This window comes from Mycolicibacterium lutetiense (genome assembly GCF_017876775.1).
Classification (GTDB): Bacteria; Actinomycetota; Actinomycetes; order Mycobacteriales; family Mycobacteriaceae; genus Mycobacterium; species Mycobacterium lutetiense.
This window is the reverse complement of record NZ_JAGIOP010000002.1, coordinates 3,979,659-3,999,859: the sequence shown is the minus strand read 5'-3', so window position 1 is coordinate 3,999,859 and position 20,201 is coordinate 3,979,659. Positions and strand designations below refer to the sequence as shown.

22 protein-coding genes are annotated in these 20,201 nt (G+C 66.3%); 7 read left to right on the top strand and 15 right to left on the bottom strand.

Going from position 1 to position 20,201, the window contains the following annotated elements; genetic code table 11:
- Positions 1–3 precede the first annotated feature (3 nt).
- From rlmB to carD, 5 genes are read right to left on the bottom strand one after another with little or no spacing between them, the layout of a single operon-like run.
- The gene (gene rlmB, locus JOF57_RS28575; RefSeq protein ID WP_209922709.1) at positions 4–945 is read right to left on the bottom strand and encodes a 23S rRNA (guanosine(2251)-2'-O)-methyltransferase RlmB; all 942 of its coding nucleotides are present in this window, start codon (positions 943–945) and stop codon (positions 4–6) included.
- Positions 946–2,346, bottom strand: coding sequence for a cysteine--tRNA ligase (gene cysS, locus JOF57_RS28570; RefSeq protein WP_209922707.1), 1,401 nt, complete (start codon positions 2,344–2,346; stop codon positions 946–948). It lies immediately after the preceding gene.
- A 45-nt stretch (positions 2,347–2,391) separates the two neighbouring features.
- The gene (gene ispF, locus JOF57_RS28565; protein ID WP_209922705.1) at positions 2,392–2,868 is read right to left on the bottom strand and encodes a 2-C-methyl-D-erythritol 2,4-cyclodiphosphate synthase; all 477 of its coding nucleotides are present in this window, start codon (positions 2,866–2,868) and stop codon (positions 2,392–2,394) included.
- Positions 2,865–3,542: a 2-C-methyl-D-erythritol 4-phosphate cytidylyltransferase gene (ispD, locus tag JOF57_RS28560; protein WP_209922703.1), complete on the bottom strand. Its 678-nt coding sequence runs from the start codon at positions 3,540–3,542 to the stop codon at positions 2,865–2,867. The genes ispF and ispD overlap by 4 nt, the downstream gene beginning before the upstream one ends.
- A 6-nt stretch (positions 3,543–3,548) precedes the next feature.
- Complete coding sequence (gene carD, locus JOF57_RS28555) at positions 3,549–4,037, bottom strand: RNA polymerase-binding transcription factor CarD (RefSeq protein ID WP_209922701.1); 489 nt, start codon at positions 4,035–4,037, stop codon at positions 3,549–3,551.
- Between the two features lie 297 nt (positions 4,038–4,334).
- Between carD and JOF57_RS28550 the strand changes: the two genes are divergently transcribed.
- From JOF57_RS28550 to disA, 3 genes are all read left to right on the top strand, one after another.
- Complete coding sequence (locus JOF57_RS28550; protein WP_209922699.1) at positions 4,335–4,910, top strand: copper chaperone PCu(A)C domain-containing protein; 576 nt, start codon at positions 4,335–4,337, stop codon at positions 4,908–4,910.
- A 78-nt stretch (positions 4,911–4,988) separates the two neighbouring features.
- The gene (gene radA, locus JOF57_RS28545; protein WP_209922698.1) at positions 4,989–6,395 is read left to right on the top strand and encodes a DNA repair protein RadA; all 1,407 of its coding nucleotides are present in this window, start codon (positions 4,989–4,991) and stop codon (positions 6,393–6,395) included.
- Positions 6,396–6,416: 21 nt separating this feature from the next.
- Positions 6,417–7,535, top strand: a complete 1,119-nt coding sequence (disA, locus tag JOF57_RS28540; protein WP_209922696.1) for a DNA integrity scanning diadenylate cyclase DisA — start codon at positions 6,417–6,419, stop codon at positions 7,533–7,535.
- A gap of 3 nt (positions 7,536–7,538) precedes the next feature.
- On the opposite strand, the gene JOF57_RS28535 is transcribed toward disA, so the two are convergent.
- Positions 7,539–8,306 carry a hypothetical protein gene (locus JOF57_RS28535; RefSeq protein WP_209922694.1) on the bottom strand — a complete coding sequence of 256 codons (768 nt, stop codon included), beginning with the start codon at positions 8,304–8,306 and terminating at the stop codon, positions 7,539–7,541.
- A 73-nt stretch (positions 8,307–8,379) separates the two neighbouring features.
- Positions 8,380–9,000: a carbonic anhydrase gene (locus JOF57_RS28530; RefSeq protein WP_209922689.1), complete on the bottom strand. Its 621-nt coding sequence runs from the start codon at positions 8,998–9,000 to the stop codon at positions 8,380–8,382.
- A gap of 25 nt (positions 9,001–9,025) precedes the next feature.
- On the opposite strand from JOF57_RS28530, the gene JOF57_RS28525 reads away from it, so the two are divergent.
- Positions 9,026–9,892, top strand: a complete 867-nt coding sequence (locus JOF57_RS28525; protein ID WP_209923803.1) for an iron-sulfur binding domain-containing protein — start codon at positions 9,026–9,028, stop codon at positions 9,890–9,892.
- Here the strand turns inward: JOF57_RS28525 and JOF57_RS28520 are convergent, their stop codons facing one another.
- A complete protein-coding gene (locus JOF57_RS28520) occupies positions 9,893–10,864 on the bottom strand; it encodes a helix-turn-helix domain-containing protein (RefSeq protein WP_209922684.1) in 972 nt (323 codons plus the stop codon). It abuts the gene before it with no gap.
- Between the two features lie 71 nt (positions 10,865–10,935).
- On the opposite strand from JOF57_RS28520, the gene JOF57_RS28515 reads away from it, so the two are divergent.
- The gene (locus tag JOF57_RS28515; RefSeq protein ID WP_209922679.1) at positions 10,936–11,166 is read left to right on the top strand and encodes a hypothetical protein; all 231 of its coding nucleotides are present in this window, start codon (positions 10,936–10,938) and stop codon (positions 11,164–11,166) included.
- Here JOF57_RS28515 and JOF57_RS28510 read toward each other — a convergent pair.
- Complete coding sequence (locus JOF57_RS28510) at positions 11,149–11,910, bottom strand: alpha/beta fold hydrolase (RefSeq protein ID WP_209922675.1); 762 nt, start codon at positions 11,908–11,910, stop codon at positions 11,149–11,151. The genes JOF57_RS28515 and JOF57_RS28510 overlap by 18 nt on opposite strands.
- Positions 11,911–11,949: 39 nt before the next feature.
- Here JOF57_RS28510 and JOF57_RS28505 point away from each other — a divergent pair, with 39 nt between their 5' ends.
- Positions 11,950–12,267 carry an antibiotic biosynthesis monooxygenase family protein gene (locus tag JOF57_RS28505; protein ID WP_064883921.1) on the top strand — a complete coding sequence of 106 codons (318 nt, stop codon included), beginning with the start codon at positions 11,950–11,952 and terminating at the stop codon, positions 12,265–12,267.
- Entirely contained in the window at positions 12,242–13,606 is a 1,365-nt protein-coding gene (locus tag JOF57_RS28500) for a serine hydrolase (protein ID WP_209922670.1), read from the top strand. The genes JOF57_RS28505 and JOF57_RS28500 overlap by 26 nt, the downstream gene beginning before the upstream one ends.
- On the opposite strand, the gene JOF57_RS28495 is transcribed toward JOF57_RS28500, so the two are convergent.
- The 6 genes from JOF57_RS28495 to lysS form a co-directional block, all read right to left on the bottom strand.
- A complete protein-coding gene (locus JOF57_RS28495; RefSeq protein ID WP_209922668.1) occupies positions 13,603–14,151 on the bottom strand; it encodes a histidine phosphatase family protein in 549 nt (182 codons plus the stop codon). The two genes, JOF57_RS28500 and JOF57_RS28495, sit on opposite strands and share 4 nt — an antisense overlap.
- Before the next feature lie 6 nt (positions 14,152–14,157).
- On the bottom strand, positions 14,158–14,916 hold the full coding sequence (locus JOF57_RS28490) for a CbtA family protein (RefSeq protein ID WP_209922666.1): 759 nt from the start codon (positions 14,914–14,916) through the stop codon (positions 14,158–14,160).
- Positions 14,917–14,940: 24 nt separating this feature from the next.
- Complete coding sequence (locus JOF57_RS28485) at positions 14,941–15,156, bottom strand: CbtB domain-containing protein (RefSeq protein WP_209922664.1); 216 nt, start codon at positions 15,154–15,156, stop codon at positions 14,941–14,943.
- 210 nt (positions 15,157–15,366) lie between these two features.
- A complete protein-coding gene (clpC1, locus tag JOF57_RS28480) occupies positions 15,367–17,895 on the bottom strand; it encodes an ATP-dependent protease ATP-binding subunit ClpC (RefSeq protein ID WP_209922662.1) in 2,529 nt (842 codons plus the stop codon).
- Positions 17,896–18,187: 292 nt separating this feature from the next.
- Positions 18,188–18,529 carry a histone-like nucleoid-structuring protein Lsr2 gene (gene lsr2, locus JOF57_RS28475; protein WP_209922660.1) on the bottom strand — a complete coding sequence of 114 codons (342 nt, stop codon included), beginning with the start codon at positions 18,527–18,529 and terminating at the stop codon, positions 18,188–18,190.
- A gap of 125 nt (positions 18,530–18,654) precedes the next feature.
- Positions 18,655–20,178: a lysine--tRNA ligase gene (lysS, locus tag JOF57_RS28470; protein ID WP_209922658.1), complete on the bottom strand. Its 1,524-nt coding sequence runs from the start codon at positions 20,176–20,178 to the stop codon at positions 18,655–18,657.
- Positions 20,179–20,201 lie beyond the last annotated feature (23 nt).

Here is a 20,201-nt window from a genome sequence, read left to right as displayed (position 1 = left end):
TGCCTAACTCCGGCGCTGCCGGGCGATCTCGGCCAGCACCACACCGGCCGCGACCGAGGCGTTCAGCGATTCGGTCGGCCCCGCCATCGGGATCGACACCACCGCATCGCAGGTCTCCCGCACCAGCCGCGACAGGCCCTTGCCCTCCGAACCGACCACCACGATCATCGGGCCGGTGCCCTCGAGCTCGTCGACCGTGGTGTTACCGCCGGCATCCAGGCCGACCACCTGCAGACCGGCATCGGCATAGCTTTTCAGCGTCCGGGTCAGATTCGTCGCCCGCGCCACCGGCGTGCGGGCCGCGGCCCCGGCACTGGTGCGCCAGGCCACCGCGGTCACCGAGGCCGAACGGCGCTGCGGGATCACCACACCGTGCCCACCGAACGCGGCCACCGAGCGCACGATGGCGCCCAGATTGCGCGGATCGGAGATGTTGTCCAGAGCCACCATCAGGGCGGGCTCCCCGGAACTCCGGGCCGCCTTCAACAGGTCGTCGGGATGGGCGTAGTTGTACGGCGGAACCTGCAGTGCCAGGCCCTGATGCAGCGTGTTGTTGCTCATCCGGTCCAGGTCGTGACGCTGCACCTCCAGGATCGAAATGCCACGGTCCGCGGCGATCTGGACGGATTCGGTGAGCCGTTCATCGGCCTCGGCACCCAGTGCGACATACAGCGCGGTGGCCGGGACCTTGGCCCGCAGGCATTCCACCACCGGGTTGCGGCCCAGCACCAACTCGGTGTCGTCGGTCTTCTTGTGCCTGCCCTGCGCCTGCCGCGCCGCCTTCGCGGCCTTCTTGGCGGCCGGGTGATGGGGCCGCTCGTGCGCGGCCGGCGTCGCCCCGCGGCCCTCCAGCCCGCGCCGACGCACCCCGCCGGACCCGACCACGGGCCCCTTCTTCGTTCCCGGCTTGCGCACTGCGCCGCGCCGCTGCGAATTTCCGGCCATCTACGCTCCGTTCCCGTCCACCAACGCCCACTGCGGACCGTCCGCGGTATCGGTTACCTCGATGCCAGCCGCCTTCAGCCGATCCCGGATGGCGTCGGCCGCCGCCCAGTCCCGGTTGGTCCGGGCCTCGGCCCTACCCGCCAGAGCCCACTGCACAAGCTCGTCCACAGCAGCCAAGGCTGCGGACGTCTCGTCACGCGACTCCCAGCGCTCGTCGAGCGGGTCGCAGCCCAGGATCCCCATCATCGCCCGGATCGCAGTGGCCTGCGCCATCGCGCCGTCGTGGTCACCGGCATCCAGCGCGCGGTTGCCCTCGGCGCGGGCGGCATGCACCTCGGCCAATGCCATCGGCACCGCGAGGTCGTCATTGAGGGCGGCTGCGAACTTCGGGGTCCAGTCCCCGACAGCTACCGCGCCGGCCCGGTGACGAACCCGGTGCAGGAAATCTTCGATACCGCTGTAGGCCCGTGCCGCATCCTGTAGCGCGTTCTCGGAGAACTCCAGCATGGACCGGTAATGCGCGCTGCCCAGGTAGTAGCGCAGCTCGGCAGCCCGAACCCGTTGCAGCACAGCAGGAATCGCAAGCACATTGCCCAGCGATTTGCTCATCTTCTCGCCGCCCATGGTGACCCAGCCGTTGTGCAGCCAGTACCGGGCAAAGCCATCGCCTGCCGCCTGAGCCTGGGCGATCTCGTTCTCGTGGTGCGGGAAGACCAGGTCCATACCGCCGGCGTGGATGTCGAACTCGGCACCCAGGTAGGCCTCGCACATCGCGACGCACTCGGTGTGCCAGCCCGGACGGCCCCGGCCCCACGGCGTGGGCCACGACGGTTCGCCCGGCTTGGCGCCCTTCCACAGCGTGAAATCACGCTGATCGCGCTTACCCGTCGCCGAACCCTCGCCCTGGTGCACGTCGTCGATCCGGTGACCCGACAGCGCGCCGTAATCGGACAGGCTCAGGACGTCGAAGTAGACATCGCCGCCCGCGGCATAGGCGTGGCCCCGCTCGATCAACCGGTCGATGAGCTCGATCATCTGGGTGATGTGGCCGGTGGCCCGCGGCTCAGCCGACGGGGGAAGCACGCCCAGCGCGTCATACGCGGCGCTGAACGCCCGCTCGTAGGTCGCGGCCCACTCCCACCACGGTCGGCCCGCATCGGCCGCCTTGTTGAGGATCTTGTCGTCGATGTCGGTGACGTTGCGGATGAACGCAACGTCGTATCCATTGGCGGTCAGCCAGCGGCGCAGCACGTCGAACGCGACTCCGCTACGGACATGACCGATGTGCGGCAAGCCCTGGACGGTGGCACCGCACAGATAGATCGAAGCGTGCCCCGGCCGCAGCGGTACGAAATCTCGTACGGCACCCGCCATGGTGTCGTACAGCCGCAGATCGATCACTTTGGCTGCCTGTTCGCTCCGCTCACGACGGCCCAGCTTACCGGCCTATTCCGCAGGAACCACCAATGCGCTGGCTATCGCGGCCAATCCTTCACCCCGGCCGGTCAGACCGAGCCCATCGGTGGTGGTGGCCGACACCGATACCGGCGCCCCGATCAGCTCGGAGAGCAGCCGCTGGGCCTCCTCCCGGCGCGGCCCGATCTTGGGCCGGTTACCGATCACCTGCACCGTGGCATTGCCGATCTCGAAGCCCGCTGTCTGCACCAGTCCGCGAACGTGTCGCAACATGGCGGCGCCGGTGACTCCACGCCATTCCGGTCGGTCGGTGCCGAACACCCCGCCGAGGTCGCCGAGACCCGCCGCACCGAGCAGCGCGTCACACAGGGCGTGGGCGGCGACGTCGCCGTCGGAATGGCCGGCGCAGCCGTCGGCGCCTTCGAATTCCAAGCACAGCAGCCAACACGGGCGCCCCGGCTCGATCGGATGGACGTCGGTACCCAGCCCGACCCTGGGAATACTCACGTGGCACGCGCCATGACGGCCTCGGCGAGCAGCAGGTCCAGCGGCGTGGTGATCTTGAAAGCCAGCGGGTCGCCCTCGACGATCTGCACCGGCGTACCGATCTGTTCGACGAGCGAGGCGTCATCGGTGACAGCACCGGCCCCGGCCCTTTGATAGGCGCGGCGCAAAACGTCGGTGCGGAAGCCCTGCGGGGTCTGGACGGCTCGCAGACCGGCCCGCTCGGGCGTCCCCAACACCGCCCCGTTGGCGTCGACGGCCTTGATGGTGTCGGCCAGCGGGAGGCCGGGAACGACGGCAGCATGACCGTCGGCCAGTGCCGCAACGACACGGGCGATCAGCGAAGGAGGGGTCAACGCCCGAGCGGCGTCGTGCACGAGAAGATAGTCCGGTTCACCGTTCGCCACTGCGGCCTCTATGGCCAGCGCCACAGATTCGGTGCGATCGGCTCCCCCGGCCACGATCTGTGCACGTCCACCGAAGACCAAGATGGCCTCGTCGGTGAGCGCGGACGGAACCGCGACCACGACCTTGTCGATCACCCCGGATGCCAGCAGCCCGTCGAGAGCATGCTCCAACAGGGGTTTGTGCCCCAGTTGGACGAACGCCTTGGGTCGCCCCGCGCCTAGCCGCTCACCGGAGCCGGCGGCGGGGACGACCGCGACAGTTGTTGCCACCACGCGTCAGGACGCGGCGGCCAGAACCTCGTCGAGGATGGTCGAGGCCTTGGCGTCATCGGTGTTCTCGGCCAGCGCAAGCTCGCCGACCAGAATCTGCCGGGCCTTGGCCAGCATTCGCTTCTCACCCGCGGACAGACCGCGTTCCTGATCGCGACGCCACAGATCCCGGACAACCTCGGCAACCTTGTTCACGTCACCGGAGGCCAGCTTCTCGAGATTGGCCTTGTAGCGGCGTGACCAGTTGGTCGGCTCTTCGGTGTGCGGAGCCCGCAGCACCTGGAAAACCTTGTCGAGACCTTCCTGGCCCACGACATCGCGGACACCGACATACTCAGCGTTGTCTGCGGGAACTCGCACGGTCAGATCCCCTTGGGAAACCTTCAGGACGAGATATTCTTTCGACTCGCCTTTGATGGTCCGGGTTTCGATCGCCTCGATCAACGCAGCACCGTGGTGTGGATAGACGACGGTGTCTCCGACCTTGAAAATCATCTGATTCGAGCCCCTTTCGCTAGTCCATCCTAACACGGGCCCAGATCACACGCGCACCAACTGCGCAGGTCAGGGGCACCGCAGATGACGAACAGGGGTTGACATGATGACCAAAGCGTGCAACCACCAAGCCCGCCGAGTGGCCGAAACAGGTGTCCCCACATAGGTGTTGCGGGCCTGAGACGGCCGTAGCCGCACCCCCGTTCACCCCGTCTGACACGCCCTCGCATTCCGCCCGCCGACCGCACCTACTACTGTGCATAGTCGAAGTACGCCGACCCAGCTCAGGAGGCTTGAGTGAACCGCTTCGCAATCCGTGCCTCGGCCGGTCTGGCCGCATGTGGCCTGACCGCAGCCGTTCTCACCGGGTGCAGCGCCGGCCAGGTCTCCCAGACGGCGACCCAGGAGCCTGCAGTCAACGGCGTCAATGCACAGGCCGGCGCGATCGCGCTGCGCAACGTGCACCTGCGCGCGCCGCAGGAGAAGGACTACGTCGAACCCGGCTCCGAAGCCGAACTGCTGTTCGTCGCAGCCAACGAGTCCAACGAGAAGGCCAACAAGCTCATCTCGATCAAGACCACCGTCGGCGACGTGACACTGACCGGTGACCAGACCATCCCGACGGGCGGCGTGCTGATCGTCGGTGAACCCGACGGCCAGCTGAAGCCGCTGGAGCAGACCGAGCCCGCCGACGCCGTGACCGCCAAGGTCACGCTGACCAAGCCGGTCACCAACGGCCTGCTCTACGACTTCACGTTCAAGTTCGAGAACGGTGAGACCACTGTCGCCGTGCCGATCTCGGCAGGCGAGGCGCCCCGGCGTGACAAGAGCGGCGACCAGCCCACCGAGGGCAGCGGAGCCGGCGGGCACTGACCTGTTGCGCCGCTGACTGCGGGCCCCGACCGGCGCGTGCACACCGCCGATGTCGGGGGCAGCCGTTACTGTCACGGCGTGGCCGGTTCGAAAGTACGTTCGCAATACCGCTGCTCGGAATGTCAGCACGCCACCCCGAAATGGGTGGGCCGCTGCGCCAATTGCGGCACCTGGGGAACGGTCGACGAAGTAGCCGTGCTCGCGACCGTAGGTGGTTCGGTCCGGCGTTCGGTGGCCCCCACATCGCCTGCGGTACCGATCACCTCGATCGACCCGGGCATCACCCGGCACTACCCGACCGGTGTCACCGAGCTGGACCGGGTTCTCGGCGGCGGTCTGGTGGCCGGTTCGGTCACGCTGCTGGCCGGGGACCCCGGAGTCGGTAAGTCCACCCTGCTGCTCGAGGTCGCCAACCGTTGGGCGCACACCGGCCGCCGCGCGCTGTACCTGTCCGGCGAGGAATCCGCTGGCCAGATCCGCCTGCGCGCCGAACGCACCGGCTGCACGCACGACAACGTGTATCTGGCGGGCGAATCCGATCTGCAGATCGCCCTGGGCCACATCGATGAGGTCAAACCGAGTCTGGTCGTGGTGGATTCGGTGCAGACCATGTCCACCACCGAAGCCGACGGGGTGAGCGGTGGGGTCACGCAGGTGCGGGCGGTGACCACGGCGCTGACCGGCTATGCGAAAACCGCTGTCGGAGACCCGGCAGTGGCCATGATCCTGGTGGGGCACGTGACCAAGGACGGCGCCATCGCGGGCCCGCGTTCCCTGGAGCACCTCGTCGACGTGGTGCTGCATTTCGAGGGTGATCACACGTCGAGCCTGCGCCTGGTGCGCGGGGTCAAGAACCGGTTCGGCGCCGCCGACGAGGTCGGCTGTTTTCAGATGCACGACAACGGGATCGAGTGCGTGAGCGATCCGTCCGGGCTGTTCCTCGACCAGCGTCCGGCGGCAGTTCCCGGCACCGCAGTCACCGTCACCCTGGACGGCAAGCGCCCCATGATCGGCGAGGTGCAGGCGCTGTCCGTCCAGCCGGTGGGCCCGCCGCGGCGGGCCGTCAGCGGTATCGACTCGGCCCGCGCGGCGATGATCAGCGCGGTGCTGCAGACACGTTGCGCGCTGCCGATCGGCGGTCACGACCTGTACGTGTCGACCGTCGGCGGCATGCGGCTGACGGATCCGTCCTCAGACCTGGCCGTGGCGTTGGCCATCACCTCGGCTTATCTCGACATCGCACTGCCGATGAATGCCGTGGTGATCGGCGAAGTCGGGTTGGTCGGCGATCTGCGCCGCGTCACCGGCATGGACCGTAGGCTCGCCGAGGCCGCCCGGCTGGGTTTCACGATTGCCGTGGTGCCACCCGGAGTCACCAGCGCGCCCGCTGGGCTGCGTGTCATCACCGTCGATCACATCGGGGCGGCATTGCGGGCCCTCAAGGACATCGCAATTGCCAGCAATCACGAACATCGCGGACAATAGCGGCCGACCCTAGGAGAATTGATGGCCGTGAACTCCGGTGCCAGGACCAGTCGCACCGTCGTGCATCTGGCGCGGCCGACGCTACGGGAAACCCTGGGCCGGCTGGCGCCCGGCACACCGCTGCGCGACGGCCTGGAACGCATCCTGCGCGGCAGGACAGGCGCTCTGATCGTGCTCGGGTGGGACGACAGTGTGGAAGCCATCTGCGACGGCGGGTTCGCCCTGGACGTGCGGTACGCGCCCACCCGCCTGCGTGAGCTGTCGAAGATGGACGGCGCAGTGGTGCTGTCCAGTGACGGCAGCCGGATCGTGCGGGCCAACGTGCAGTTGGTGCCGGATCCGTCCATCCCCACCGACGAATCCGGCACCCGCCACCGCTCAGCCGAACGCACCGCGATCCAGACCGGCTATCCGGTGATCTCGGTGAGCCACTCGATGAGCATCGTGACCGTCTACGTTGCCGGGGAGCGCCACGTGGTGCCCGATTCGGCCACGATCTTGTCGCGGGCCAACCAGACCATCGCCACGCTCGAGCGCTACAAGGGCCGCCTCGATGAGGTCAGCAAGCAGCTGTCCACGGCGGAGATCGAAGACTTCGTAACGCTGCGTGACGTGATGACCGTGGTGCAGCGCCTGGAGATGGTGCGCCGGATCAGCCTCGAGATCGACGCCGACGTCGTCGAGCTCGGCACTGACGGACGCCAGCTCAAACTGCAGCTCGACGAACTCGTCGGCGACAACGAGGCCGCGCGCGAGCTCATCGTCCGCGACTATCACGCACTACCCGACCCACCTACCGCCGCGCAGGTCGGTTCGACACTCGATGAACTGGACGCGCTGACCGACAGTGAGTTGCTCGACTTCACCACGCTGGCAAGGGTTTTCGGATACCCCTCGACGTCCGACGCGCAGGATTCGGCGATGAGCTCACGCGGCTACCGCGCGATGGCGGGGATACCGCGACTGCAGTTCGCCCACGTCGATCTGCTGGTGCGCTCGTTCGGCTCGCTGCAAGGCCTGCTGGCCGCCAGCGCCGACGATCTTCAGTCGGTAGACGGCATCGGTTCGATGTGGGCCCGGCACATCCGTGAAGGGCTGTCCCTGTTGGCCGAATCGACGATCGCCGACCGGTTGGCCTGAGCTTCAGTTGCCCGGCGCGGCCGCCCCGGCGTCAGGTGCGCCCTCGGCGGGCGGCCCGGGCAGCTGCGGATTGGGTTGGGCCAGGATGAACGGCACCGGGGCCGATCTGAGATTGCCGAGCTGCACCATCAGGTTGTAGGTACCGGGCCCGATCGGCTGACGCGGCATCGGGCACTGCGGCGCCGACCCCATGCCGGTCCAGGTCACCTCGGTGGTCACCTGCTCACCCGGGTTGAAGGTCTTCACCAGGGTCTCGTTGGACGGTGCACAGTCAAGGTTGGACCAGAGCCGGTTGTTGTCCAGCGCGTACACGTAGGCAGCCAGCACCGCGGCGCCCACGTCACGTTTGCAGGCCACCAGGCCGATGTTGGTCACGACCATGGTGAACTTCGGCTGGTCACCCACCAGGTACTCGGGTTGGCTGGTGATGCCCTTGACCGCCAGGGTCGAATCCGGGCAGTCGTCGCCCTCCTTGAGCAGCGGCGGCGGCGTGACCGCCGCGGTCGGTGTGACCGTCGGCGGCGGCGCATGCTGAGCCGGCGGCACCACCGGCGTCTTGACCTCGGGGTTGTCGCCCGGCAGCGGTGTCGCCGGGGCAGCGGCCGAGGTCTCGTCGGCGGGCTTGGTTTCAGCGCCGGAGTTGCTGGTCACGATCACCGCGACGATCGCGGCGATGATCCCCACGACGACTACCGCGATTCCGATGGCCAGCGCTCGGCGCCGCCAGTAAATCTGCGAGGGCAGCGGCCCATGAGGTTCGAGATCCAACACGGCTTTCACGGTAAGCCCAGGTCATGCACAGTTGTCCGAGGCGCCTCGGCGTGTCGGGACTGCAGCGAAATTCTCAGGCTTCGCCGATGTCGCCGACATAATTGCGCAGCGACACCCGACCGTCGGCCAGGTGGTAGGTGACGCCGACGATGGCCTGGGTGCCGGCGGCAATGCCCTTGGCGATCGCCGACGAACGCTCCTGCAGCTGCGCCACCGTCTCGTTGACGTGGTGGGCCTCGAACTCATCGACCCGGGTGAGCCCGGCACGCCGCCCCATCAGGATCGACGGAGTCACCCGCTCGACGATGTCGCGCACATAGCCGCCGGGAATCTGCCCCTCGTCCAGCGCGGTGATTGCGGCCTTGACCGCGCCACAACTGTCGTGGCCGAGCACCACGATCAACGGGACATCCAGAATTGAGACCCCGTACTCGATGGACCCCAGCACCGCGCTGTCGAGAACGTGGCCCGCGGTACGCACCACGAACATGTCGCCCAGGCCCTGGTCGAACAGCAACTCTGCGGCGACCCGACTGTCACCGCAGCCGAACACCACGGCGGTGGGCTTCTGCCCGTGCGCCAAGCTGGCCCGACGAGCGGTGTCCTGGCTGGGATGCTGCGGTTCGCCTGCGACAAAGCGGGCGTTACCGTCCTTGAGTGCCTTCCACGCGGACACCGGATTCGAATTGGGCATGTCAATCATTGTGCCTGAGGCGACGATGAGCATCGACCCGGAAGTACTCATAGATTGGTATGAATCTGCCCAGCGTGACCTGCCGTGGCGCCGGCCCGGCGTTTCCGCCTGGCAGATCCTCGTCAGCGAATTCATGCTGCAACAGACTCCGGTATCCCGGGTCGAGCCGATCTGGCTGGCCTGGATCGAGCGGTGGCCCACCCCGTCGGCCACCGCTGCCGCCGGCTCCGCCGAGGTGCTGCGCGCCTGGGGCAAGCTGGGTTACCCGCGGCGAGCCAAACGCCTACACGAGTGTGCTGTGACGATCGCAGGCGAATACGGCGACGAAGTACCCACCGACGTGGAGACGCTGCTGACCCTGCCCGGCATCGGCGCCTACACCGCACGCGCCGTGGCGTGCTTCGCGTATTCGGCGAGCGTTCCGGTGGTCGACACCAACGTGCGCCGCGTGGTCACCAGGGTGTTGCACGGCCAGGCGGACGCGCCGGCCCGGGCCCGCGACCTGGACGACGTGGCCGCACTGCTGCCGGCCGATGCGACGGCGCCGATCTTCTCGGCCGCCCTGATGGAGTTGGGCGCAACCGTGTGCACCGCACGTGCGCCCCAGTGCGGCACCTGCCCATTGAGTCGGTGCCGCTGGCGCACCGCGGGTTACCCCGCCGGAACGATCGCCAAGCGGGTGCAGCGTTACGCCGGCACCGACCGCCAGGTCCGCGGCAAGCTGCTGGATGTCTTGCGCGACAGCAGTTCTCCGGTCACCCGCGCCCAACTGGACGTGGCCTGGCTGACCGACACCGCCCAGCGTGACCGGGCACTGGACTCACTGCTGGTGGACGGACTGGTGGAGCAGACCCTCGACGGACTCTTCGCGCTGGCGGGCGAAGGCGACTGATCACGCCGTCTCTTCGGTTTCGTCTGCACCGCAGGAGAATTGACGTCGGTAGTCCGAGGGCGTCACTCCGATGACCCGGCGGAAGTGATGGCGTAGCAGCGTCGCGGTGCCGAACCCGGCCTGCCCGGCAATCCGGTCGACATCCAGATCCGTCGCTTCGAGCAGTCTGCGCGCATAGAGCACCCGCTGATCAGTGATCCACTGCATCGGCGTGGTCCCGGTCTCCTCGACGAACCGGCGGGCGAAGGTACGCGTGGACATCGCAGACCGTCTGGCCAGAGTCGTCACAGTGTGCGGCTGATCCAGGTTGCTCATGATCCAATCCAGGTGCGGCGCAAACCCTTCCGAACACCTCACCGGGATCGGCTGGTCGATGAACTGACGCTGCCCGCCGTCGCGCTGCGGCGGGACCACCATGCGCCGGGCGATCTTGTTGGTCACCTCGCTGCCGAGTTCACGGCGAACCAGGTGCAGGCACGCATCGATGCCCGCCGCGGTGCCCGCGCTGGTGATCAGATTGCCGTCGTCGACGAACAGCACGTTGCGATCGACATGGGCAGTGGGATATCTGCGGGCCAGGTCGTCGGCGTGCATCCAGTGCGTGGTGCACGGCCTTCCGTCCAGCAGGCCGGCCGCGCCGGCCAGGAACGCACCCGAGCACACGGTCAGGATGATCGATCCCGCGTCGGCGGCGGCACGCACGGCCTCCAGCGCCTCGGGCAGGTAGTCCGTGCCACCTATCGCGGGGATCGCGACCAGGTCCGCCCCCTGAAGTGCGTCCAGTCCGTATTCGGGGGTCAGCGTCGCCCCGACGGATGTCCGCAGCGGCTTCCCCGGCTCGGGCCCGCACACCTTGAAGTCGAAGTTCGGCGCCCCGTCCGCGGACCGATCGATCCCGAAAACCTCACAGATGACCCCGAACTCGAAAATCGCCAAGCCATCGAGCACCAGCGTGGAGACGCTTCTCAGCATGGCAGCATTTTATCGTAAGGTGTCAGCGCTGCCACTGTTGGCGGTATATTTTCATGGCAACAATTACTGCCATGACTGTTGCACTCGCCCTGAGCATCCTGATCCTGCCCTTCGCGGTCGCCGCCGCGGTGAGCTGGGCGGCACATCGCGGCAACGTCCTGCGTTTCCGTCTGGATCTGTTCGACCTCGACCTGCCCGACTATGAGACGTACCGCGCAGGCCACGATCTCGACGCGATCCGCAGCCGGTTCGAACGCCGGCCGTCGTGGCCGAGCGCCGGAGCTCTAGGCGAGCGTCGCTAGAAATTCCGACACGGCTTCGCGGTACACCTCGGGTGCGTCGTCGTGGATCAGGTGACCCGCACCAGGCACGTGCAGATACCGGGTGTCCTGACCGATTTCGGCCATTCGGCGCATCTGCCCGGGAGGTGCCACCGAATTGTCGGCCTCCATCAGCAAGGTCGGCACCCCGACATCGCGCCACTGCTGCCAGTAGTCCCGCGTTCCCCACTGGGCAGCGATGTCCAGCCACCACTGCGGGTACCCGTGCAAACGCCAACCGGTAGCCGTGCGGTCGAAGGCCTCCAGGAAATACTGGCCCGCGACCGGGCCGAACTCGTCGAAAACCTCTTGAGCCGAACCGAACTCGACCGGAAGCGCATGCACCCACGGCTCCCACGGCCCGGTGGTGCGTCCCACGAAGTCGGGGGCCATGTCCTCCACCACCACCGCCTTGACCAGTTCCGGGCGAGCCGCGGCCAGACACCAGGAATGCAACGCCCCCATGGAATGCCCCACCAGGATCACCGGCCGACCGAGCCCGGCCACGGCCTCACCCAGATCCGCGACGAAACGCTCGGTGCTGATCGGATACGGATCGACCACATCGCGCCCGCGGTGCCACGGCGCGTCGTAGGTGTACACCTCCCCCAACGCGGTCAACCACGGCAATTGTCGTGACCAGGTGCTGCCTCGACCCATCAGGCCGTGCACCAGGACGATGGGCTCCCCGCGGCCCCCTCGGTGGGTGAGCAGATCTGTGACCATCCCGTTATCTTGCCGGGCAGCCACGGTAGCCTGAACACCATGCCCGTCGTGAAGATCAACGCCATCGAGGTACCGCCCAACGCCGGCCCGGAACTGGAGAAGCGCTTCGCCAACCGCGCACACTCCGTCGACAACCAGCCCGGATTCCTGGGCTTCCAACTGCTGCGTCCGGTCAAGGGCGAAGACCGCTACTTCGTGGTGACGCAGTGGGAAACCGAGGAAGCCTTCCAGGCTTGGGCCACGGGCCGCGCTGCCGAGGCACACAAGGGCGAGCACGCAAACCCGGTGGCCACCGGCGCATCGTTGCTGGAGTTCGAGGTTGTGCTGGACGTTGCAGGGCCCGCTGCCCAGGCGTAGCCGCGGCCGGACGCTGCACCGCGCGGTCGGCCTGACGGCCATCGCGGCGGTCGCCGCGACCCTGGCCAGTGGCTGTGCAACGAGCGTCGCGCCAGCGGCCGAAGTGTCCTACGGCGCACACATCGACACCATCACCCCACCGGGTCTGCGGGCCAGGCAGACGATGGACATGCTCAACTCCGACTGGCCGATCGGTCCCATCGGTGTTCGCACGCTGGCCGTCCCCGACAAGGTCGACCTGGTGGGCACCAAGATGGACTCGATCTGGTGGGATCGACCGTTCAAGGTCACCTCGGTCGACATCGGGGCCGCGCAGGCGACGTTGCACGTGCTGAACTCCTACAACGTGGCCCAGGACATCGGACTGCGGACGGCGGACAACGGACTCGTCGACCGCTTCGACGTCACACTGGTGCCGCCGAAGATCGACACGTGGTCCGATATCGACACCGAGCTGACCAAGTCGGGCGCGCGCTACTCCTACCGCGTGTCCAAAGTGGTCGACGGCAAGTGCGAGCAGGTTGCCGGCACCAACACCGACATGTCACTGCCGCTGGCTTCGATCTTCAAACTCTATGTACTGCTTGCAGTTTCGGACGCAGTCAAGGCCGGCACCCTCAGCTGGGACGATCACCTCACGATCACCAAAGAAGGCAAGAAGCTCGGCTCCGCCGGGTTGGACAAGCTGCCCCCCGGCGCTCTGATCACGGTGCGGACCGCCGCCCAGCAGATGATCTCGGCCAGCGACAACATGGCCACCGACCTGCTGATCGGCCGGATGGGCCCGGCTGCGGTGGAACGCGCACTGGTGACCGCGGGGCACCACGATCCCGCCAGCATGACTCCGTTCCCGACCATGCACGAGGTGTTCTCGGTCGGCTGGGGTGAACCCAACCTTCGCGACCAGTGGAAGACCGCCTCCCCCGCTGACCGGGTGGCACTGCTCCAGCAGACCAATTCCCGTCCCTACGAACCGGATCCGTACCGTACCCACACGCCGGCCTCCAACGACGGCCTCGAGTGGTTCGCCAGCGCCGCCGACATCTGCCGGGTGCACGCAGCGCTGCAGGCCTCGGCCTACGGCGCCGCCGCACCGGTGAAGGACATCCTCTCGGCGTTGCCCGGGATCGACCCGGATCCGGCGAAGTGGCGCTACATCGGCGCCAAGGGTGGCAACCTGCCCGGCGATCTCACCTTCAGCTGGTACGCGGTGGACTACACCGGACAGCCGTGGGTGTTCAGTTTTCAGCTGAACTGGCCGACGTTCCGGAGCCCCACTGCCGCGGGATGGTTACTGCAGATCGCCAAGCGGGCGTTCGCCATGGCGCCGGTGGGCTAACTGCTCCGCAACGTCCAGGCCTGACCGCGCAAGTGCATCACGGTCCGGCTCATCGGCGCGATGTCGATGCGCCAGAACGATTTCGGCGGGGCATCCAATGCGACGAGGATCGCCGCCCGGATCACCGCCGGGTGGGTCACCGCCACGATGCGCCCCCGCTCCGAGGCCAGGCTGTCCATCCAGCCGTGGACCCGCCTGACGAGATCGACCACGGATTCGCCGCCGTGCGGCGCCCGGGTCGGATCGGTCAGCCAGACCGCCAGGTCAGCAGGCTGTACCCGGCTCAGCACACCGCCACGCCAGCCCCCGAAATCCAGATCGGCGAGTCGGGGTTCGACCACCGCCGACAAGCCCAGCAGTTCGGCGGTCTGACGGGCCCGTTTCTCCGGACCGCAGTACGCGGTGTCGACGACGCCCAGTTCGACGGTCGCATCGGCTTGCCGATGGCCCAGCTGGTTGAGCGGTTCGTCGGTGGGGAATCGTCCGGCCGCCGTGGCGTCGGTCATCGCATGTGACACCAACGTCAGCCGGACGACCTCACTCATCGAGAATCACGCGCTGACGGACTGCTTCTTCTCATCAAGAACCTTGGCCGCCAGGGCACCGAACACCAGCCCGATCGTCGCCCAGATCACCACCTGGGTGCCCAAGGAGTACAGCCGGAAGTCGTAGAGGTCGCCGGCCGGGAACGTCGACGGGGTCTCGTGGATGCCCGGCAGGATCAGGAAGACCACGGCCATCGACACCACGTAGTCCGCGGCCCCGATCAAGGTGGCGTTCCAGACCCCCAGCTTCGGCGTGAGTCGACGTGCCAGCAGCACCGAGCCCACGAACAACCCGGCCGACAACACCACCAACAGCAGGTACAGCAGGGTCCGCTGCTGGATGGTCTCGTCCAGGCTGACCGCAGGCGGATTGGGCGGATATTTCAGCGCCGGGACGATCCACAGCGAGACCAGCATGCCGCCGGCGGTGAGGGCGGCCAGCGCCCGCGCGGACAGGTTGACCCGGCCGTACACCACGCAGAACACGACGGCCAGCAGCGCGCCCATAGCCACGCTGAAGATCAGGACGCCAAGGCCCATGCCGATGTTGGATTGCACGCCGCGGGTGAACACCTCGGCGCTCTCCCCGCCGTGAGAATGCCCGGCAGGTGCGTGTTCGGCAGCCTCATGCGCCGCACCGACACCGTTCTCGAAGTCGATCGCTCGACCGATGACCGGTTCGATCAGCAGCTTCGCCCAGAGGAATGCGAGCACGCCGGCGAGGGCGCCGGCCAGAATGCCGCGCCCGATCAGTTGTCTCTCCATGTTGTTCGGTATCTCCGCTGCGTATCAGTGGCAGGGGAAACCGAGCAGGTGCCGTGCGTCGTGCACGAACTCGTGCACATAGGTGTTGTTGCCGAACACCGACGTCGCACCCTGGTCCATTCCGACGAAATAGAGCGCCAGCAGCGCGACGAATGCCGTCAAGGTCAGCCAGAGCACCGCCTTGGTCGCCGACAGATTGATCGGCCGGGCGTGGACCGTGCCTGCATCAGTGGAAGTCATCTACGTGCCTTTCCGGGAATTCGCGTCCCAGTCCGTATCGTGACAGGCCAGGGTCTGACTGTTAACAGTGGCGCGGCCGTTCTGGACTCTCACCAGATTCCTCTACCTGTCGATTACAACAGCATCGTAGCTACCCGCGCAGGAAAACTTCCCAGCGGTAGGCGCAAAAAATGCCCCCGCCGCAATGGCGGGGGCATTTCTCGTGTGAACTTATTCCGCGGTGGCTCCGGCCTTGGCCAGATCCGGACCGTCAGAGCCGGCCGACTTGGGCGCACCGGAGAATGTGAACTTCGCATCCTCGCCGGCACCTTCGCCGTCCCAGCCCTCGACATCGACCGTGATCAGCTGACCGGGGCCGATCTCCTCGAAGAGGATCTTCTCGGAGAGCTGGTCCTCGATCTCACGCTGGATGGTGCGCCGCAGCGGGCGGGCACCCAGCACCGGATCGAAGCCGCGCTTGGCCAGCAGGGACTTGGCCTTGTCGGTCAGCTCCATGGCCATGTCCTTGGCCTTGAGCTGGTTTCCGACCCGGCCGATCATCAGGTCGACCATCTGGATGATCTCGTCCTGCGTCAGCTGGTGGAACACGATGATGTCATCGATGCGGTTGAGGAACTCAGGCCGGAAGTGCTTCTTGAGCTCGTCGTTGACCTTCTGCTTCATCCGCTCGTAGTTGTTCTCGCCACCACCCTGGGTGAAGCCCAGCCCGACAGCCTTCGAGATATCGGAGGTGCCCAGGTTCGAGGTGAAGATCAGCACGGTGTTCTTGAAGTCGACCGTGCGGCCCTGACCGTCGGTGAGGCGACCGTCTTCCAGGACCTGCAACAGGCTGTTGTAGATCTCCTGGTGTGCCTTCTCGATCTCGTCGAACAGCACCACCGAGAACGGCTTGCGGCGCACCTTCTCGGTGAGCTGGCCGCCCTCTTCGTAGCCGACGTAGCCCGGAGGGGCACCGAACAGCCGCGACGCGGTGAAGCGGTCGTGGAACTCGCCCATGTCGATCTGGATGAGCGCATCGTCGTCACCGAACAGGAAGTTGGCCAGCGCCTTGGACAGCTCGGTCTTACCGACACCGGACGGGCCGGCGAAGATGAACGAACCGGACGGACGCTTCGGGTCCTTCAGGCCGGCACGGGTGCGGCGGATGGCCTTGGAGACAGCCTTGACGGCATCCTCCTGCCCGATGATCCGCTTGTGCAGCTCGTCCTCCATGCGCAGCAGCCGAGTGGTCTCCTCCTCGGTCAGCTTGAACACCGGGATACCGGTCCAGTTACCCAGCACCTCGGCGATCTGCTCATCATCGACCTCGGCTACCACATCGAGATCGCCTGAGCGCCACTGCTTTTCACGCTCGGCACGCTGAGCCACCAGAGTCTTCTCGGTATCGCGAAGGCTGGCCGCCTTCTCGAAGTCCTGCGCGTCGATCGCGGACTCCTTCTCCCGGCGCGCGTCGGCGATCTTCTCGTCGAACTCGCGCAGGTCCGGCGGAGCGGTCATCCGGCGGATGCGCATCCGGGCGCCGGCCTCGTCGATCAGGTCGATCGCCTTGTCCGGCAGGAACCGGTCGTTGATGTAGCGGTCGGCCAGGGTGGCCGCGGCCACCAGGGCGCCATCGGTGATCGAGACGCGGTGATGCGCCTCGTAGCGATCGCGCAGACCCTTGAGGATCTCGATGGTGTGCTCGACCGTCGGCTCACCCACCTGGACCGGCTGGAACCGGCGCTCCAGGGCGGCGTCCTTCTCGATGTACTTGCGGTACTCGTCGAGGGTGGTGGCGCCGATCGTCTGCAGCTCGCCACGGGCCAGCTTCGGCTTCAGGATCGACGCGGCGTCGATGGCACCTTCGGCAGCTCCGGCACCCACCAGCGTGTGCAACTCGTCGATGAACAGGATGATGTCGCCGCGGGTGTTGATCTCCTTGAGCACCTTCTTCAGGCGCTCCTCGAAATCACCGCGGTAGCGGCTACCGGCCACCAGAGAACCGAGATCAAGGGTGTAGAGCTGCTTGTCCTTGAGCGTCTCGGGCACCTCGCCGTGCACGATGGCCTGCGCCAGGCCCTCGACCACGGCGGTCTTGCCGACGCCTGGCTCGCCGATCAGCACCGGGTTGTTCTTGGTGCGGCGGGACAGCACCTGCATGACCCGCTCGATTTCCTTCTCGCGGCCGATGACCGGATCGAGCTTGCCTTCCATCGCGGCGGCGGTCAGGTTGCGGCCGAACTGGTCGAGCACCAGAGAGGTGGACGGGTTGCCGGACTCGCCGCCACGGCCACCGGTACCGGCCTCGGCGGACTCCTTGCCCTGGTAGCCACTCAGCAGCTGGATGACCTGCTGGCGCACTCGGGTCAGCTCGGCGCCGAGCTTGACCAGCACCTGCGCGGCCACGCCCTCGCCCTCACGAATCAGGCCGAGCAGAATGTGCTCGGTGCCGATGTAGTTGTGGCCGAGCTGCAACGCCTCGCGCAGGGACAGCTCCAGCACCTTCTTGGCACGCGGGGTGAAGGGGATGTGACCGGACGGCGCCTGCTGGCCCTGGCCGATGATCTCCTCGACCTGGCTGCGCACGCCTTCCAGCGAGATACCCAACGACTCCAGCGACTTGGCGGCTACGCCCTCGCCTTCGTGGATAAGACCCAACAGGATGTGCTCGGTCCCGATGTAGTTGTGGTTGAGCATCCGGGCTTCTTCTTGCGCCAGGACGACGACCCTGCGGGCACGGTCGGTGAATCTCTCAAACATCGGTGGTTACCTGCTCTCCATCGCGTAGCGATACCCGCGTACGGCTTCGTTACATCGGTTTTCTCGTAGCCCGCACGTAGTACCTAGCGTCCACTCTAATAGGCGGCTGTCCCGGGTGCGGAGGTTGGACCCAGGACAAGCTGTCCACATCAAGTGCTCACATGAGCAACGCTGCCGGTCGGCGAATCGTTTCCGGAATACACGCGTTTCAGGTTCGCCGCTAGCGAAAAACTCCGGACCGGGAATTCTCACCGGTCCGGAGCTGGCAACTATCGGTTACGTTGCGGTCGTTTTATGTTGCGGCGTGGAATGCATCGATGACGTCGGCCGGGATGCGGCCCCGCGTCGAGACGTTGTGGCCGTTCCGGCGGGCCCATTCGCGGATGGCGGCACTCTGCTCGCGATCGATGGCCCCGCGGCCACGGACCGGCCCGGCCGCCCGGCCGCGCCGACGCCCACCGACCCTGCGCCCGGCCTCCACCCACTGCTTCAGATCGTTACGGAGCTTGGTTGCGTTTTTGGAGGAAAGGTCGATCTCATAGGTGACACCATCGAGGCCGAATTCAACTGTCTCGTCGGCAGTGGCTTCACCATCGAAATCGTCGACCAGCGTTACGGTCACTTTCTTCGCCATTACTCCGCACCGAGCCCTTCTGCATACGCATTGATAACTACCACCGAGTATCCCGCACCCTAATGTGCCACAAAACATGCACATTTCCAACAACGGGACGATCTGAGCCGTTCAGTTGCGATGACTCAGTTACTGTGACGACGAACAATCGGGAACAAAACCGTCTCCCTAATAGACAACCCCGTCAACGCCATCAACAGGCGATCGATACCCATTCCGGTGCCGGTCGTGGGCGGCATCGCGTACTCCAATGCGGCAAGGAAATCGTCGTCGAGAACCATTGCCTCGTCATCGCCTGCGGCGGCCGCGCGGGCCTGGGCCTCGAATCGCTCACGTTGGATTACCGGGTCGACGAGTTCGGAATATCCGGTAGCGAGCTCGAAACGCCTTATGTAGAGGTCCCATTTCTCGGTCACCCCGGGAATGCTGCGGTGAGCCCGAGTCAGCGGCGACGTCTCCACCGGGAAGTCACGGACGAATGTTGGTGCCCACAACTTTTCACCGACGGTGTGCTCCCAGAGTTCTTCGACCAATTTACCGTGCCCGTAGCCGCGGTCGCGCGGAATCTCGACCTCTAGCCGATCGGCAATACGCCACAGGTGGTCGACCGACGTCTCCGGTGTGATCTCCTCACCGAGCGCCTCCGACAGCGAGGGATACATTTCCAATGTGTCCCATTGCCCGTCGAGATCGTAGATAGTGCCATCAGGCAATGGCACTTCACGAGTTCCGATCGCCTCGTCGGCAACCTCTTGAATAAGTTCGCGCGTGACTACCGCCGAATCGTTGTAGTCACCGTAGGCCTGGTATGTCTCCAACATCGAAAATTCCGGTGAGTGCGTGGAATCAACGCCTTCGTTCCGGAAGTTCCGATTCAGCTCGAAAACCCGGTCAAAACCGCCGACGATGCAGCGCTTGAGGAACAGTTCCGGCGCGATCCGCAGATACAGATCCACATCGAGCGCATTCGAGTGCGTGATGAACGGCCGGGCCGCCGCTCCGCCGGCCAGGGTCTGCAGCATGGGAGTCTCGACCTCGAGGAAGCCCCGGCGTTCCAATGCCGATCGCACCGCCCGCACCACCGCCACCCGTTGCCGCGCAACACTGCGCGCTTCCGGACGCACGATGAGATCCACATAGCGCTGACGTACTCGCGCTTCTTCGCTCATTTCTTTGTGAGCAACAGGCAGCGGGCGTAATGCCTTGGCCGCTATCTGCCACGAATCGGCGAGCACCGAGAGTTCACCACGCTTGGAGCTGATCACCTCACCGTGGACGAACACGATGTCGCCGAGGTCAACGTCGGCCTTCCACGCATCGAGCGACTCCTGCCCGACCTGGGCCAGGCTGATCATCGCCTGCAGCTGCGTACCGTCACCCTCCTGCAACGTCGCGAAGCACAACTTGCCCGAATTGCGGGCGAATACCACCCGGCCCGCGACGCCGACCAGCACGCCGGTCTGCGTATCGGCGGCTAGGTCCGGATAGGCGCTGCGCAGTTCAGACAGAGAGTGTGTACGCGGAACGGTCACCGGATAGGGTTCACGGCCCTCGGCCAGCAGCCGCTCCCGCTTGGCCTGACGAATCCGGAACTGTTCAGGAAGGTCGGCCTGGGACTGGGACGCGTCGTCGCGATCGGCGGGGCTCACAGAATGCCAGCCTAACTTTCCCA